The organism is Ktedonobacter sp. SOSP1-85 (assembly GCF_016587415.1).
Classification (GTDB): domain Bacteria; phylum Chloroflexota; class Ktedonobacteria; order Ktedonobacterales; family Ktedonobacteraceae; genus Ktedonobacter.
Map to the genome: position 1 here is coordinate 227,607 of NZ_BNJI01000001.1, position 15,014 is coordinate 242,620.

The 15,014-nt window shown below is 55.3% G+C and carries 15 protein-coding genes and 2 pseudogenes; 10 read left to right on the forward strand and 7 right to left on the reverse strand.

From position 1 onward, the window contains the following. Nucleotides 1-51: 51 nt before the first annotated feature. The gene (locus KTE_RS01145; RefSeq protein WP_201386915.1) at nt 52-666 is read right to left on the reverse strand and encodes a transposase; all 615 of its coding nucleotides are present in this window, start codon (nt 664-666) and stop codon (nt 52-54) included. Beyond that, nucleotides 666-1,184, reverse strand: coding sequence for a helix-turn-helix domain-containing protein (locus KTE_RS01150; protein ID WP_201377570.1), 519 nt, complete (start codon nt 1,182-1,184; stop codon nt 666-668). The genes KTE_RS01145 and KTE_RS01150 overlap by 1 nt, the downstream gene beginning before the upstream one ends. 83 nt (nt 1,185-1,267) lie before the next feature. Here KTE_RS01150 and KTE_RS01155 point away from each other — a divergent pair, with 83 nt between their 5' ends. Further along, nucleotides 1,268-1,462 (forward strand): hypothetical protein, encoded by a 195-nt coding sequence (locus KTE_RS01155; RefSeq protein WP_201377573.1) that lies wholly within the window; start codon nt 1,268-1,270, stop codon nt 1,460-1,462. Nucleotides 1,463-1,765: 303 nt separating this feature from the next. On the opposite strand, the gene KTE_RS01160 is transcribed toward KTE_RS01155, so the two are convergent. Further along, nucleotides 1,766-2,080 carry a transposase gene (locus tag KTE_RS01160; RefSeq protein WP_236600224.1) on the reverse strand — a complete coding sequence of 105 codons (315 nt, stop codon included), beginning with the start codon at nt 2,078-2,080 and terminating at the stop codon, nt 1,766-1,768. 268 nt (nt 2,081-2,348) lie between these two features. On the opposite strand from KTE_RS01160, the pseudogene KTE_RS49390 reads away from it, so the two are divergent. Then, nucleotides 2,349-3,216 (forward strand): annotated as a pseudogene (locus KTE_RS49390) (IS5 family transposase). Between the two features lie 1,081 nt (nt 3,217-4,297). On the opposite strand, the gene KTE_RS01175 reads toward KTE_RS49390, so the two are convergent. Continuing rightward, complete coding sequence (locus KTE_RS01175) at nt 4,298-5,512, reverse strand: IS110 family transposase (protein WP_236600225.1); 1,215 nt, start codon at nt 5,510-5,512, stop codon at nt 4,298-4,300. A 514-nt stretch (nt 5,513-6,026) separates the two neighbouring features. Between KTE_RS01175 and KTE_RS01180 the strand changes: the two genes are divergently transcribed. Genes KTE_RS01180 through KTE_RS01190 form a run of 3 tightly spaced genes read left to right on the forward strand, consistent with a single transcriptional unit; the run spans nt 6,027 to nt 8,285 of the window. Continuing rightward, a complete protein-coding gene (locus KTE_RS01180; protein WP_201377593.1) occupies nt 6,027-7,043 on the forward strand; it encodes a VOC family protein in 1,017 nt (338 codons plus the stop codon). A 2-nt stretch (nt 7,044-7,045) separates the two neighbouring features. Continuing rightward, nucleotides 7,046-7,582 (forward strand): carboxymuconolactone decarboxylase family protein, encoded by a 537-nt coding sequence (locus tag KTE_RS01185; protein WP_201377597.1) that lies wholly within the window; start codon nt 7,046-7,048, stop codon nt 7,580-7,582. Between the two features lie 55 nt (nt 7,583-7,637). Further along, a complete protein-coding gene (locus tag KTE_RS01190; protein ID WP_201377600.1) occupies nt 7,638-8,285 on the forward strand; it encodes a polysaccharide deacetylase family protein in 648 nt (215 codons plus the stop codon). A 451-nt stretch (nt 8,286-8,736) separates the two neighbouring features. Here KTE_RS01190 and KTE_RS01195 read toward each other — a convergent pair whose 3' ends face one another. The 3 genes from KTE_RS01195 to KTE_RS01205 all read right to left on the reverse strand — a co-directional run bounded on the left by KTE_RS01195 (nt 8,737) and on the right by KTE_RS01205 (nt 11,216). Then, nucleotides 8,737-9,105, reverse strand: coding sequence for a DoxX family protein (locus KTE_RS01195; RefSeq protein WP_201377603.1), 369 nt, complete (start codon nt 9,103-9,105; stop codon nt 8,737-8,739). A gap of 169 nt (nt 9,106-9,274) precedes the next feature. Beyond that, on the reverse strand, nt 9,275-10,345 hold the full coding sequence (locus KTE_RS01200; RefSeq protein WP_201386917.1) for a cytochrome P450: 1,071 nt from the start codon (nt 10,343-10,345) through the stop codon (nt 9,275-9,277). A 49-nt stretch (nt 10,346-10,394) separates the two neighbouring features. Next, nucleotides 10,395-11,216: an IS6 family transposase gene (locus KTE_RS01205; RefSeq protein WP_201377606.1), complete on the reverse strand. Its 822-nt coding sequence runs from the start codon at nt 11,214-11,216 to the stop codon at nt 10,395-10,397. A 464-nt stretch (nt 11,217-11,680) separates the two neighbouring features. On the opposite strand from KTE_RS01205, the gene KTE_RS01210 reads away from it, so the two are divergent. From KTE_RS01210 to KTE_RS01225, 5 genes and pseudogenes are all read left to right on the forward strand, one after another. Beyond that, nucleotides 11,681-12,640: a metal ABC transporter solute-binding protein, Zn/Mn family gene (locus tag KTE_RS01210; RefSeq protein WP_201377611.1), complete on the forward strand. Its 960-nt coding sequence runs from the start codon at nt 11,681-11,683 to the stop codon at nt 12,638-12,640. Between the two features lie 21 nt (nt 12,641-12,661). After that, nucleotides 12,662-12,913 (forward strand): annotated as a pseudogene (locus tag KTE_RS48730) (ATP-binding cassette domain-containing protein); the annotation flags it as partial. Between the two features lie 104 nt (nt 12,914-13,017). Then, a complete protein-coding gene (locus tag KTE_RS49395) occupies nt 13,018-13,521 on the forward strand; it encodes a metal ABC transporter ATP-binding protein (RefSeq protein WP_374226765.1) in 504 nt (167 codons plus the stop codon). A gap of 26 nt (nt 13,522-13,547) precedes the next feature. Further along, nucleotides 13,548-14,549, forward strand: a complete 1,002-nt coding sequence (locus KTE_RS01220; protein ID WP_236600227.1) for a metal ABC transporter permease — start codon at nt 13,548-13,550, stop codon at nt 14,547-14,549. Between the two features lie 32 nt (nt 14,550-14,581). After that, nucleotides 14,582-15,001, forward strand: coding sequence for a metalloregulator ArsR/SmtB family transcription factor (locus tag KTE_RS01225; RefSeq protein ID WP_201377613.1), 420 nt, complete (start codon nt 14,582-14,584; stop codon nt 14,999-15,001). Nucleotides 15,002-15,014 lie beyond the last annotated feature (13 nt).

The window sequence follows — 15,014 nt, forward strand, 5'->3', positions numbered from 1 at the left end:
TCTGTCAGTCCTCAATGCTGGCATCAGTTGGAATGAGTTGCTAGTGCAAGATTACGAAACCATTTCGGAAAGAGTTAAATGTGGTTCATACGAGCACCCATAGTAAGCGCAGACCCGGCTGGCTAATTGATGGGCCGAAAGCAAGCCATCAAGTTCGACCACATTGCGCTTGCCATGGACCCACTTTGGTTCAATCGGATTGAGCCAGGGGCTTTTGGTGGGCAGTTGAAAAGGCAAAATCCGAACGCCTTGATGGGATTGCTTAACGGTGAGGTTGTGTTCCCGGATCCAGGTACGTACCATCTTGCTCACATGCCAGGAGGCATTGTCCCAAATGAGGAGCCAATGCCGTTTGCCTTGTGCTGCCAAGTGCTGGCAACACCAATCCAGAAACTGAATGGTGATATCGCTGACTGGGCGTCCCGTGACAAAACGGAGCCACATCTCCTCTCGTAGAGGATCATCATGGCTCCCTTGTTGCCAGAGGACGCCATAACAAGCCAGTGCTTTGGGGTCAGGATCATCCTTTAGCCAGGATTGCTCAACCAGACGGACGGGGTGCTCTGCGTCTTGCCAGGCGTGGAGGCGAGGAAGAGCAAAGCGACTCCACCAGACCTCGTCAAGGAAGCCAATGGCCCAGTCGGACTGAAGGCTCGCGTAGGCAATCAACCGTTGCCGAGCGTTTTTTTTACTTGGTATTGTGGGTCGGGACTAGTAATCCAGTGCTTGGCGCGTTTCCAACTGGTTCCCAAGCGTTTGAGCGCACGGCACACGCTCGTGACGCTGGTCGCAGTCGGAATGATTCCTTGTTCGAAGCTGATCTTGGCAACCAGAGGCAAGCTCCACAGGCTGCGGTTGAGCCCAAAGTCGCGAGGGCTGCGGTGCAAGAGGTCTTGCAACGCCTCTAACGCGTCGTCGGGAATGCTTGTGCGAAGGTGATGTGGGCGGCAGGACTCGCGCTTGAGCACGGCGAGTCCGCGCTCGTTGAAGCCTTTGATGACATTGCGAACGGTCTGGTCGTCGCAACCCAGTTGCTTGGCTATGGCTCTGGCATGTTCGTGACGAGCACTTGCCAAGAGAATCTGGCAGCGACGCAACACAAAGGCTGAGGAGGAACGTAATCTTGCCTGGATCTCGTTTTGTTCGTTTTCGGTGAGTGGCCGGATGAAGATGGGTGCTTTCATACCTATTCATATCGGTTCACTTTCCTACTTTCTTTCGTTCTACTGCACTAGCCACACGGTTTCCCGCCACAGGTAAGGCGACAGTGCAGCGCTTTGCCTGGGATGTGCTGGGTCAGGCAGCCGTAACAGATGTGGTTATCCAGATTGGGATCAACGATCTGCACAATAATGCGCAAGCAAGCACAATTATCGATGGCATACAACAGCTTGCCACACTGGCGCGAACACATCATCTGCGCATCTTTGGTTCAACGATCTTACCGGTATTGTCAACTTAGCGAGAGAATAGAAGAGCTTTTCTAAAAAGAATGATGAGAGGAAAGGAAGACTCTCTATGTCAAGCCCTAAAATGACCAATGTGAAACCAGGCAAACATGAAGAAGGCAGGAGGAAGAACTATGCTTTCAACACGGCATGAAGGAGTGTACCACGCCGCTCAGGCGCGTCAAGCCGCTCCGCTTTCCTTGACACGCCTGAGCTTGCGTGGTCAAAAAAAGACATGCCGAGTTGAAAGGCAAAAAACAGGCGTCTGTTTTGCCTGGGAGGAAGAGCGCTTTGCTCAGCTCTGGTCAGTTCAGCACTCACGCCGCACGAGGCGCATGCAGGCGTCTGGCTTGTTCAAAGATCGCAGGCTGGTAGGCTTCTCGTTTGAGCCACAGCGCAAAGAGAATGCGTCCCCAGACATTGGCCAGCGCACGGACAGCGACGCTGTGGCTTTTGCCTTCCCGACGTTTGCGCTCATAGTACTCGCTGGCCCAGGCTTCGGTCTGGATGCTTTGCCAGGCGAACTGCTGCAGCACGTTGCGCAACGGCTTGATGCAGGCATAGCGTCGATGCGGTTTGGTATACTTGCCACTTTCATAGGGCACGGGCTCGGTGCCAGCCAAGGCTTGCAAACTGGCAGCATCATACGCCGCTCCAATTCATGGAGGTTTTTAGATCACCCAAGTATGAGAGTATCTCATTGGCTCAGTGGATGGGTGTGACGCCGCCCTGGTTAGTGCAGGGAAACCTGAATGTATCACAGGCGTTCATGAGCAAACTACCGACGAAGAAACCGTTCCTTATTTAAGAGAGTGTCGTAAGAGGCTCAGAGAGCCAGGAGTAAACTGAAAGGAGACAACAAAGGGACGCGAGAAACTGAACAAGAAGGAGCCAAACCTGATGAATGAGAGCCTCACCAGAAAGCGCTATCCATCGGATCTCACCGATGCTCAATGGGAGTTGTTGGCCCCCTTCATTCCACCACCTTCTCCCAACACCACCCAGGAGGTGATTGCCAGACGAGAAATCGTCAATGGTATCCTTTATGTCCTGCGGACAGGATGTTCTTGGCGGCAAATGCCCCATGACCTGCCCAATGGCAAAACAGTGTATCACTACTTCCGTTGTTGGAAACGCGATGGAACCTGGGAGAGAGCGATGCATGCCTTGCGCCGCCAGGTGCGTGGCTCGATAGGGCGAGAGCAAGAACCAAGCGCCGCCATCATCGATAGCCAATCCAGTAAGACCAGTCCTGTCCCAGGCATCGAGCGTGGTTACGATGGTGGGAAAAAAAATTTGGGGACGCAAACGACACCTCCTGGTTGATACGCAAGGCTTTCTGCTGGCGGTCAAAGTGCTGGCAGCCAATATCGCCGATGTGACCGGTGCCCGCCTCTTCTTAGAGGGACTTGCCCAACGGTTCCCACGTCTCTCGCATCTGTTTGCCGATCATGGTTATGATGGGGAACCCTTCGAGCAATGGCTCGGTGAACATCTTGGATGGGAGATCGAAATTGTCCCCCAGCAAGAACATGAGGCGCAGACGCAGTGGATGCTTGTCAATGGGCAACCCATCCAGATTCGCACCCCAAAGGGAGGCTTCCAGGTTCAGCGCAAGCGCTGGATTGTCGAACGGACCTTCGGCTGGCTCATCCGCTTTCGGCGGCTGGCACGCGATTATGAGGGGTTGCCCTCCAGCAGCGAGGCATTCATCCAGATCGCTTCTATTCGTCTGTTCTTGACCCGTTTAGCTCCTTCCAAGTACTAGTTTTTCATCTTAAGTCACACTCTAAATCGGTGTGAGAGAGGAGGAAGTGGAGCGGTTTCTCCAGAAAATGTTGTCCAATGTGTAGGATTGGGGCAAGTGTGCAGATTTCGGGTGCCTAAGCGACAGGGTTACCCCTGTCGCACGCTTCAGAACCGGACGTGACTCGTTAGAGTCATCCAGCTCCTCAATGATTTAGCTCTTGTCATATAATTCACCAGAAGCGATCATGAGCCATATTTTGGCAGTGAATTGGCCACCTTTGCGCCAGAAGCATTTGGATGAGATGTGTAACTCTCCAAAGCTGTATTTTCATTCTGTACGCTTCAAATAAGCCTAGAACTGGCCTGAACCTACATTTAGATTAAAACATGGTTTGTGAAGCATATTATGCCGATGTACCTGTGAAGCATATCGTAGGCAAGTTTTGCCACATTATGCTTTAACGTTCAAGAGCCTTTGTGGGTCCGACTGGATTATACACTGACTCTCATATCTGAGCCTGCTGGCTTTGGTAAAACAACTGGTAATAAGCGTGAAGACGTAGCAGGTTTTGAGGGTCTGGCTCACTTTCGGTGGAAAAACACAGCAAAAGATCGCTGCAGAAGCCACCCAAGCTCTTTCTTTTCAATTGTTGATGAGCTTAAACACCGAAAGTGAGCCAGACCCGATTTTGCACTGAAGGGTGGGAATGTGCTCTGAATCATGGGAATTTGTGATTTGACAATCTCTTTGAATCTTACGCAACCTCGCTGGCATTGAGCAGAAACTCTTCACTTGAAAGTACGTATACCTGCACAGAAAGCCGCAACACTTTTTTGATTGTATCTCATCTCTCCCGATCAGCGAGGTTGCGTATGAGCCATAAACTGACCAGCAGCCTCTTGACCTATAAAATGTCAAAAAAGGACAAACCGATTGGCAAACCACAGAATTGATGCTTCGATGCCTGAGAGAACCACTCCACATCTGGCTTTTTCCATCGATACCTTGTAAATTCATCTGAAAACGCTCGGCGAGAAAGACCCCCCCAATCCAGTAAGAACTGGCTGAAAGAACAGATATTCTGTTGTTAGCGATCCTATTAGGCGGCAGGAGGAGTAGTTACCTGGTACCCCAACTTCTCAAGTCGCCTGACCAATTGCCTTTCTCCTTTCCCTGAATCCCGGTGATGGAAGTAGTCCATGCCTTTCTCGTGATACGGCTCCCCCGTAATCATCATGTGATAAAAGATGATCAGGATGCTGTGTCCGACTGCCACCGCAGCTCGTTTCGCTCCTCGCCGTTTGCTCAAGCGTCGATACTGCTCACCCAGATAGGTCTGAGTACGAACGGTTGTATGCGCAGCCTGAACCAGTGCCGCTTTTACATAGGGATTGGCTGGACGCGTCCTCCCACTCTGGCGCTTCCCTGCGCTTTCCTTTTGCCCTGGACAAATCCCGGCCCAGGACGCGAGATGAGCGGCATCGGGGAAGCGAGAGAGGTCGACTCCCACTTCTGCACACAACAGATGTAAGGTGTGCCGACTGACCTCTGTAATCTGTTCCAGCCGTTCCAACTTCTCTTCCTCCGCTTGCAATCGCTGCTCAATCTCGATCTCTATGTGCTTGATGGATCGCTCCATTCCCTCCAGCAAACTGAGCAACTCTCGCAAGAGAAACAGATGATGGGAACGCAGGTCTCCAGTCAGAGCCTCTACCAGTTGCACATGTTTATGAGCTACACTTTTATGGACGAGCAAAGCGAGCCGCTCCGGATCTCGCTCACCTTCACAAAGCGCTTGTAAGATGGCTCGTCCTGACACTCCCACCACATCACTGAGCACACCTGAGAGTTTGATGCCCCCTTGTTGGAGCACTTTGAGAATCCGGTTGATCACCTGGGCGCGGTCCTGGACCAGATGCACTCGCAACCTCGTCAAGTCGCGCAGGTCTTGTTGGGGCTGATCCGGCACAAAGCTGGGGGTGAGCAATCCATGCTGAAGCAAGTCTGCCAGCCAGTCGGCATCTTGCACATCCGTTTTTCGTCCTGGCACTTGCCTCATATGAGCTGCATTGACCAGCACAAGCTCAAAGTAGCCTTCATAGATAGGACGCAACAGCACTCCCGTGCTCTCCATACCGACATGACTGCACCCTTCCGAGAGCAACCACTGTCTCATTGACAACAGTTCTTTGGTGATCGTGCGAAAGGTCCGAATCTCTTTGCGACGCTGTCCGGCCTCGATGATCGACAAACATGCCACCACCATATTGCGATGAACATCCAGGCCACAGCACCGTTCATAGACGACTTCCATAGCTTCCTCTCCTTTCGGATACGCTTCGTCATTCATCACAAACGCTCAAAGACCAGCAGGGGGTGTCTGTTTTTTACCAGTTTCATCTGCATGCTCATGGGGCAATATCAGGTGGTTCGGCCAGATACCTGGGAACATCTTGGGAAACAAGCTCTCTCGCCTTAAATTTACACACGTCCTCTCTCTGCCTATCTTCTCCCTTCCAGTCTAACGCGTTTTTCTACTGGGTGGCGCGCCTATGGCGCATGATGTCTTGCGATTTACAGTCTACGTCAACAACCCGCTCTTTTGTCGTGCTTGCTTGTCTACAACGAGCGAGGTATATTGTTTGCGGATAGTTATCATAGCCCGCCGGCGTCGGCCATGCGCGCAAGCCGCCGCTCTGGATAAAGCCGGACGACATCTGCCAATGTGAGATCGACGGGATCGGCCTCCTTCGCAACCCGATCGCCCTTGAAGCGAAGGGCCCAGCTGCATGACCGGGGCACGAGAACGAAAAAGAGGAGGAGAACCGATGTCCGTACCGAAGACGAACCTGCACCCGCCATTCCGCTTCCTGCGCGCCAGCCACGCGACCTTTACCTCGCGCGACCTCGCCAAGAGCCGCGAGTTCTACACCGAAGTGCTCGGGCTCCTGGTAAGCGACGAGGACAAGGACACGCTCTACTTGCGCGGGCTTGAGGAGCGGGCGCATCACAGCCTCACGATCAAGCGCACCCAGGACGAGCCGGCCTGCCTGCGCGTTGGTATGCGCGTGTACGACGAAGAGGAACTGGAGCGCGCCAAGCACACCTTCGAGCAGCACGGGTTGCTGTGCCGCTGGGCCGACGAGCCCTTCCAGGGCCGCACCCTGCACACCGTCGACGCAGTGGGCACTCCGCTTGAGATCGTCGCCTCGATGACGCATCAGCCGCGGCGCGACATGCAAGTGCAGATGCACAAGGGCTCGGCGTCCCGTCGCTTCGACCACTACCAGATCACAGTGCCTGACGTCCACAAGGCAGCCGTGTTCTACACCTCGCTCGGCTTCCGCATCGCCGATTACCTGACGGTGGGGGACCACCCGATCGGCGTGTTCCTGCACGTGAAGAACACGCCCTACGACATTGTCTTCGTGGAGCGGGACGGCCCAGCCTTTCACCATTTCGGCTACATCGTGCCGGACATCCCGTCGATGCTGCGTGCTTGTGACATCATGGGCGAGCTCGGCTGGGGCGAGGACGTGGAGTTTGGCCCGGGCAAGCACTCCCTCGGCCATTCCTACTACGTCTATCTGCTCGATCCAGACGGGCACCGCGTCGAGCTGCTGCTGCCCCCGATCGTCTACATGGACGGCGACGACCCGCCAGTGGTCTGGGACGTGCGGACAGTCAAGAGACCCGTAGAGGCCTGGGGGCTGCCGCCGCGCTCGTCCTGGTTCTCGCAGCGCTCGCGCTTCCTCGATTGCGAGGTCACCCACCCGCCCGCCGCCGGCTCGCCGCTGACGCTCGAGAAGTACCTCGGGCTCACCGTGACAGAGAAAGGAGACTGATCATGGCGCGCGTTCCCTACCCAACGCGAGACGAATATCCATCCGTCTACCTTGCCGCCTACGACCACATGCTGTGCGAGCGCGGCGAAACACACATCTTCCTGACGCTTGCCAACATCCCGAACCTCCTCGATCCGCTCCTGACCTTCACGCGCGAGATGCGGGAGGGGGCCGCCATTGAGGCACGGCTGCGCGAGCTCGCCATCATGACAGTTGCACTCGTCACCGGGGCGAGCTACGAGTTTAACCATCACTGGAACTCGGCACTCACAGCCGGGGTGCGCTGCGAGCAGCTGGAGCAGCTCGCCGATGCCGAGACCTCGGATGTCTTCGATGAAAGGGAGCGCGCCGTCGTCCGCTACGCCCGCGAGGTGACCCTGTCACTCAAGGTCTCCGACGAGACCTGGTCCGCCCTGCGCAGGCACTTCTCCGTGCGCGAGACCATGGATGTCGTGATGGCGGTGGCCTGGTACAACGCGGTCGCCCGGATGCTGTTGCCGATGGAAATCGAGATAGAGGACTGGTACAAGCGAGGCTAGCCGCCGTCTCTCATCGCCGCAGAAGACCTGTGCCCTTCCCGAGGAGGATCACCCAATGACCACCATCACCCTGACCTTCGACAACGGCCCCGATCCGGACGTCACGCCTCTCGTGCTCGCGACTCTCCACCGGCACAGCATTCTCTCGACCTTCTTCGTCCTCGGTGACAAGCTCCGTGACCGCAGAGCTCTCGCCGAGCGCGCCCACGCCGAAGGCCACTGGATTGGCAATCACACCTACAACCATCTCGTGCCGCTTGGTCTTGAGGCCGAGCCTGGAACCGCCGCCTCCGAGATCGCGCGCACCCAGGAGCTGATCGGCAATCTCGCCCATCCGCGCTGCTTCTTCCGGCCCTTCGGCAACGGCGGTGTGATCGACCAGAGCCTTCTCAACGAGGAGGCGGTCGAGCATCTGACTCGGGGCGGCTATACCTGCGTGCTCTGGAACGTGATCCCTCGCGACTGGGCCCTTCCCAACGGTTGGGTCGAGAGAGCGTTGGAGATGTGCTTCGCAAAGCCTGAAGCGCTCGTCGTGCTACACGACCTGCCTACAGGGGCGATGAGTGGACTCGATCGGTTTATCGGCGCGGCGCGAGACCGCGGTGCAACCTTCGCCCAAGACTTCCCGGCTTCCTGCATCCCGATCGAGCGCGGGCGCCTGCAAGCCCCGATCGACCTCTACACGACGCGCGCCAGTGGCTGAGCCTCCGCGGCTATACTGTTGGGGAAATGCATCAAGCGGCGGCCTGTTGCCTGCCCTGGCCGCTAGCAAGGATATGGAGCAGAAACCGGCGCAGGAGGAAGCGGGCAGTAAGCCCCCAAAGTGATACTGGTGGCGAAGTCCATTTTTACGCCTAGAATGAACGCATGCATGTTTATAAAGAGCTTCGTTTTCGACTTCGCCACCAGTATCCGGAGGTCGAGTGGTTAATACTCAAAGGCGAACTGGCGCTTTTTGGTGAAAGCACATTAGTAGTAGCTATTTTGCCTGCCTTTCTATACTCAGACCAAGGAGGCCACGTGTCAGATAAGCTCATCATTCACCCGGAGTGAACCAGACCCACATTTCCGGGTCATTTACCAATCCCCAAATGGACACAATGGAACCTCGCAACATGCTCGCTTCATTGGAACACACTCTCGAAGGAGTTCTCTTAGACCAGTGGCACCCAAACCAGATGACCAATGACAATGAAAACAGCCAGCACGAGCAAGGTCAGAGTCAAGGCCAGTAGTTTATCCCTGTGGAGAAGATGGAGAATCGACGCACCCACCATCACAATACCGAGGCAGACCCCTGCTGCAATGGTTAAGACTGGCGCAATCCCCGTTGCCACAGGCAAAATGAGTCCCAGTGCTCCTAAGACTTCAGCGCCCCCGAGCAAACGCATAGGAACAGGAATAGCAGCGTCAGCTTCGCCAGGCTTCTTCCCTGGTCTCGTGCGACGAATAACTTTCATTCCGCCAATCACGAAAAACACCAGTGCGACCACAACTCGGACAATCCAAAGCGCGATGACCATGAACCTCTTCCTCTCTTTTGGCAACAGATAATGAAAACGGCACGCGAGCTGGCTCCAGCGGCTTCGCTCATTTAGGGCCTTATAAACAATCAGCGCATCCTCTCCCGAAAGGGCTCAACAGTAGGAAAGAAGGGAAGAGAGCATGGAGCCAATTCCCTCCCTCATTTTTTTATCTGCCCCAGGTCAGGGGCAGATTCTTCGTGCCGAAGACGATAAAGCTCTTGATCGGCTCCAGCGGCACATCGGCGACGTGCCATGCGCCAGGTAGGCGGTCGAACATCACACCCAGCGCGATTTTCGCCTCCAGACGCGCCAGGGGAGCGCCCAGGCAAAAGTGGATGCCACGCCCAAAGCCCAGGTGCCGGTTCGGCTCACGCTCGATGTCGAACCGATCAGCATCAGGGAACTGGGCCTCATCACGATTCGCTGCGCTGATCCAGGGAATGATCAATTGGCCGGCTTCGATGCGCTGGTCGCCGATGGTCGTCTCGGTCGAGGCGAACCGCCTCACACTCTTGATTGGCGAGTAGTAGCGCAGCGCCTCTTCAATAGCGCCGGGCACAAGTGCTCGATTGGCGCGCAGGCGTTCCACGGTGCTGGGATTCTCATCCAGGCACAGGAGCAGATTGCCGATCAGATTGGTCGTGGTTTCGTTGCCTGCGACGAGCAGCAGCCCGCAGAACCCCAGCAGTTCCTGGGCGTTCAGGTGCTCTCCATCCACTTCTGCCGCCAGCAGCGCGCTCACCAGGTCGTTTTGGGGATGCGCGCGACGCTCCTCCAGCACCTGAGAGAAGTAGCCGAACATGCCTCCGATTTCCTGAAAGCGTGCCTGTCTTTCCTCTTCCGTTGTTTCCTCATTGCCAGCGACGAGCGCATCGGACCAGCGCTTGAAGTCTTCGCGCAGTTCTGTGGGGATACCCAGCAACTCCGCAATGACCATGACTGGCAGCGGATACGCCAGATCTCTGATCGCATCCATCTTGTCCTGTGCCACCACCTGGTCGAGCAATCCATTGGTGATCTCTGTAACGCGCGCCTCCATGTGCGCCACCATGCGCGGCGTGAAGGCTTGTGAGACCAGGGAGCGCAACTGGCGATGACGCGGCGGGTCCATGTTCAGAATAGTGGAACTGAACGGGCTGCGGTCGCGGTGCTCGGCTGGCACGTATCGGTTCGCATCAGAAGAGAACGTCGCGTAATCACTCAGGATGCGCGCAACATCGGCGTAGGGTTCTGTCAGAACTCAGGATATCAAAAAGGTGCCCATAGCCTTACTGATGATTTCTGCATTAGGAGACTGCCATCATCAGCGTTTGTAGATCTGCGAACCTCTGAGAAAAGAACAGCCGTTGTTCCGCGAGAGACACGTTTTCTTCCCTCCTAGAACGAGGGCGTAAGTAATGGCGCAATTCATCAAAGGCACAGCAGAAACGAGATGCTGCTTCAACGTTTCCAAAACCATGCATCGGATAATACCGTTGTTTAACGCCACGATGGTCTTGTTCTAATAGATTATTCAGATATTTATTTGTACGATGGTAAACATGGTTGCCTATGGCCTCGCGTATTGCTCGTGGGTAGGAGGTATGCCCATCCGTTGTCACCTGTTCAGGAGCATGACCACAGATCTCAACAGCTTGCTGGAAAAATCGTTTTGCCGCTTCCATATCGCGCTTCTCGCTAAGACGCGAGTCAACGAGATTGCCCTCGTGATCGATGGCTCGATACAAATAGCACCATTTCCCATGCACCTTGATGTATGTTTCATCAACATACCAGGAGGTTCCTGCTTGTCCATGCCGCTTTCTTCGCAATTGGTCTGTAAGGAGCGGGGTAAATCGAGCTTCCCAATCCCTTACGGCCTCATGAGTGAAGGTCCATCCCCGCTCCAAAAACATTTCCGCCACATCACGAAGACTCAATTTGTAGCGCAACCGCCAAACGACGACGAGGAGAACGATGTCTGTAGGGTATTCAAGATAGTTGAAAGGCGTGTTCGTACGCTCATGAAACAGGTGTTTGCAGGCGAAGCAACGAAATATTCGATACCCCAGAGTCGTTTTCTGACGCTGCTCTTTTGTCGAAGGGGAGGTACAGTGCGGACAATGCATGAATCACTCCAAATGTTTGTTTCTCACAAGTATACGATCTGAGTGGACATCGTGCCAAATCATCTTCTGAGTTCTGACAGAACCTCGACGAAGGTTTCCAGAAGCCACACGGTTGTTTTTAGCTATCGATACAAGATATCAATATGCCTCTACAGTACCATTTACTGAGATGCAGTGTCAATAGTTACTGAGACGAAATCTCAAGAATTCTGAAATTTCAGACCCAAATGCAAGCGGTATGCATGGAACTCGTTGCCAGGGGGAAGAAAGCAACGCTACTCCTGGCGCCTTACATCTATCTGTGTATATGCTCATATGAGACTATATTAACGTTCACTAGAAAGCTTCGTAACTACTTTCATTTCCCTTGACATGGACAAAGAGGAATGGTACAGTGTCTCAATAATTAATGATATTATGTATCATTAGCGTGTTAAAACATTGTATCTGTTCAGGGAGGATCTATGTCATCTATGGAGAGAGCGCTGCGAGGGAAACGCTCATTGTTCATCGGTCGTCACAATGTTGGTATTTTACTGTTCCTGGGTCTGCTCCTGCCGTTGGTGGCCTGTGGAAGCGAGAACCAGGCCAGTAACGCCAGCAACGGAAAAGTACTCAGCGTGGTAGCAGGCGAGAATTTCTGGGGCAGTATCGCCACACAAATTGGTGGCAAACATGTATCAGTCAAGAGCCTGGTTAGCTCCCCCAGCGGCGACCCACACGACTACGAGAGCACCAATGACGATGCACGCGCTATCGCGCAGGCGGATTACGTCATACTCAACGGCGCGGGCTATGATGCCTGGGGCAACAAGCTGCTCGATGCCAATCCATCAGACACACGCAAGCTGCTCGATGTGGGCAAACTGGTAGGGAAGAAAGAGGGCGATAATCCCCACCTCTGGTATAACCCAACGTATGTACAGCAGGCCGCCAGGCAGATTACCGCTGACTACAAGGCGATAGATAGCGCCGACGCTAGCTATTTTGATCAGCAATATAGCGCCTTTGAGGTCGCTTTAAAACCCTACCTCGATAAGATTACCGAGATGAAGTCGAAGTATACAGGGGTGCCAATTGGTATCTCCGAATCCATCTTTATGTACATGACCGATGCCCTGGGACTCAAGGTAATCACGCCAGAAGCCTACTACACTGCCGAAGCCAATGGCTCTGAACCCCCTGCAAGCACGATCGCCGAGTTCAACGACCAGGTGACAAAGAAAGAGATGAAGGTCTTCATTCTCAATGTGCAGACCATCGACAATAGCGTCAAGAACCTGCAACAGCAGGTGGCGAAGGCTAGCATTCCAGTTGTCGAGGTCTCCGAGACCGTACGCCCCACCAATGGCAAATTCCAGGATTGGCAGCTTGCACAGCTCGACAAACTAGAGCAGGCCCTGAGCCAGAGCCACAACAGTTAGCCAGAGAAAGGCAGTAATGACATGACAGGTCCAGCAGAGACAGAACGCGCACGACAAGACCAGGCAGCAACCACACTCTCGCAGGAACACGATGTGCGCAACACCGTGCTTGAAGCGCATGGCCTGACGGTGCGGCAGGGAAGTCGTACCATCTGGCGCAACGCCACCTTCGCCATTCATGCCGGTGCGTTTGTCTGCGCGCTTGGCCCCAATGGTGCGGGCAAAACCACCCTCTTGCGCCTGGTGCTTGGTCTGATGCTACCAGCGCAAGGGGAGATACGCGTGCTGGGAGCGCAACCGAGACGCGGCAATCCCTTGATCGGCTATGTCCCGCAACGCTGGACGCGCATCTACGCGTTTGCGCACACGATTTTGTCATGCTGGGCCTTGATGGACACAAATGGGGTATTGCCTCCCCTTTTGTGTCCCCCGAGAAGCGGCAGGAACGCCAATCCCTTGTTGAAGAGGCATGCGATGCAGTCGGAGCCACTGGCTACATCAACCGCCCGGTTGGACAACTCTCAGGAGGGGAGCAGCAACGCCTGCTCCTGGCCCAGGCCATTCTGGGGCGGCCCCGCCTCTTGCTGCTCGACGAGCCACTGGCCAGCCTTGATATCCGTAACCAGTACGCCATCGCGCACCTGATTGGCAAGGTCGCCCAGGAACGCCAGATGACGGTCCTCCTGGTCACCCATGACATTAATCCGCTGCTCTCCATGACGCAGCAGGTGCTCTACATCGCACAGAGGAAGGTCGCGCTCGGCACACCTGCTGAGATCATCTCGACTGAGCGTCTCTCGCGCCTCTACCGCGCGCCCGTTGAGGTCATGCGCGATAGCCGGGGGCGCATCCTGGTCTCCGGTTTAGAGTTGGCAAAATAATCTATGGCACAGAGGGAAGGAATCTAATGATGTTTCACACAGTGAGTTTGCTGCTCTCATTTCTGTCCCAGGCACCGAATGAGCATGGCTTGGTTATGGCGAGTAGTCCCACTTTCTCATGGGACTTGCTCGCGGATGTTCAGGAGATTTTCCGCTATGCCTTTATGCGTAACGCCTTTCTAGCGGGAACGCTGGTCGCCATTGTCGCGGGTATCGTGGGCTATTTTGTCGTGCTGCGCGGTCTCTCCTTCGCCGGGCATTCCCTCTCACATATCGGCTTCGCGGGCGCGACTGCCGCCATCCTCGTAGGTGTGAGCTCGCTCTATGGCCTCCTCGCCTTTACGATTGGGAGCGGTATGGTCATGGGTGGATTGGGGAAGCGCTTGCAGGGGCGCGATGTGGTCACAGGCATTGTGCTGGCCTGGATGCTGGGCCTGGGCGTGCTCTTCCTCTCCCTCTACAAAGGGTACGCCACCGAGGCCTATGCTGTGCTCTTTGGGCAGGTCCTCGGCATCAGTCAGCACGATGTCGTGATTACCTCCATCACGACTGTGGTGACGCTGCTCGCGCTCCTAGCCATCTATCGCCCCCTGCTCTTTGCCTCGCTCGATGAAGAGATCGCGGAGGCACGAGGCGTCCCCACCCAGATGCTCTCGCTGCTCTTTATGGTGGTGCTGGCCCTGGCGGTGACGGCTGCCACCCAAGTCGTGGGTGTCCTCATGATCTTCGCTCTCCTGGTCACGCCCGCCGCGATTGCCGAGCGCCTGACCTCGCGCCCTCCCATCACGATTCTCTGTTCCGCGGCGCTCTCCGTGCTCTTCACCTGGCTGGGGCTGCTCGTCGCGTTCTACCTCCCCTATCCGGTAAGCTTCTTTATTACCACCTTTGCCTTTCTCACGTATCTGCTTGTACGCCTGTTGCCCTTGCTTGCGCACAAGCGAGATGCGCGCCGCGAGATCTTAGAAGAGCAGGAGGATGAGCCTTCACCGCATACAGAGGTAGCGCTCACGCCTTCGCAGAGCGCTTGACAATCACTAAAGATACAATGTATCATTAAACCATGAGAACACCGCAAAACCCAACACCACAGCCAAGCCGTGCCACGCCTACGGCCCTGACACCAATTGACCCAGAGGTCCTGGAGGGGGCGCGTTCTTCTGCCCCCTCAGAAGCACTGCTCTCCCTGGTTGTCACAATGTTTCAAGCTCTGGGCGACTCCACCCGGCTCAAAATACTCTATGCGCTCACACGCCACACGCTCTGTGTGCGCGACCTGGCGATTCTGGTTGGCGTGTCGGAGTCGGCGGTCTCCCATCAGCTGCGGCTGCTGCGTGATCGGCGGCTCGTTCGGCAACGCCGTTCAGGCAATAGTATCTACTATTCACTCGATGATGAGCATCTTGCGGTCCTTTTTCGCGAGGCCGAGTATCATGCCGACCATGTCTACCAGAATCTTCCCCCTCATCCCTACGTGGGGTGAGCTCGCCAGTGCC

Coding starts and splice junctions, on each gene's coding strand:
- KTE_RS01185 (WP_201377597.1), top strand. CDS start 7,046: ATGGCGCGCGTTCCCTACCCAACGCGAGACGAATATCCATCCGTCTAC.
- KTE_RS01150 (WP_201377570.1), bottom strand. CDS start 1,184: ATGAAAGCACCCATCTTCATCCGGCCACTCACCGAAAACGAACAAAAC.
- KTE_RS01205 (WP_201377606.1), bottom strand. CDS start 11,216: ATGCATTGTCCGCACTGTACCTCCCCTTCGACAAAAGAGCAGCGTCAG.
- KTE_RS01175 (WP_236600225.1), bottom strand. CDS start 5,512: ATGGAAGTCGTCTATGAACGGTGCTGTGGCCTGGATGTTCATCGCAAT.
- KTE_RS01220 (WP_236600227.1), top strand. CDS start 13,548: ATGATGTTTCACACAGTGAGTTTGCTGCTCTCATTTCTGTCCCAGGCA.
- KTE_RS01180 (WP_201377593.1), top strand. CDS start 6,027: ATGTCCGTACCGAAGACGAACCTGCACCCGCCATTCCGCTTCCTGCGC.
- KTE_RS01210 (WP_201377611.1), top strand. CDS start 11,681: ATGTCATCTATGGAGAGAGCGCTGCGAGGGAAACGCTCATTGTTCATC.
- KTE_RS01225 (WP_201377613.1), top strand. CDS start 14,582: ATGAGAACACCGCAAAACCCAACACCACAGCCAAGCCGTGCCACGCCT.
- KTE_RS01190 (WP_201377600.1), top strand. CDS start 7,638: ATGACCACCATCACCCTGACCTTCGACAACGGCCCCGATCCGGACGTC.
- KTE_RS01195 (WP_201377603.1), bottom strand. CDS start 9,105: ATGGTCATCGCGCTTTGGATTGTCCGAGTTGTGGTCGCACTGGTGTTT.
- KTE_RS49395 (WP_374226765.1), top strand. CDS start 13,018: ATGCTGGGCCTTGATGGACACAAATGGGGTATTGCCTCCCCTTTTGTG.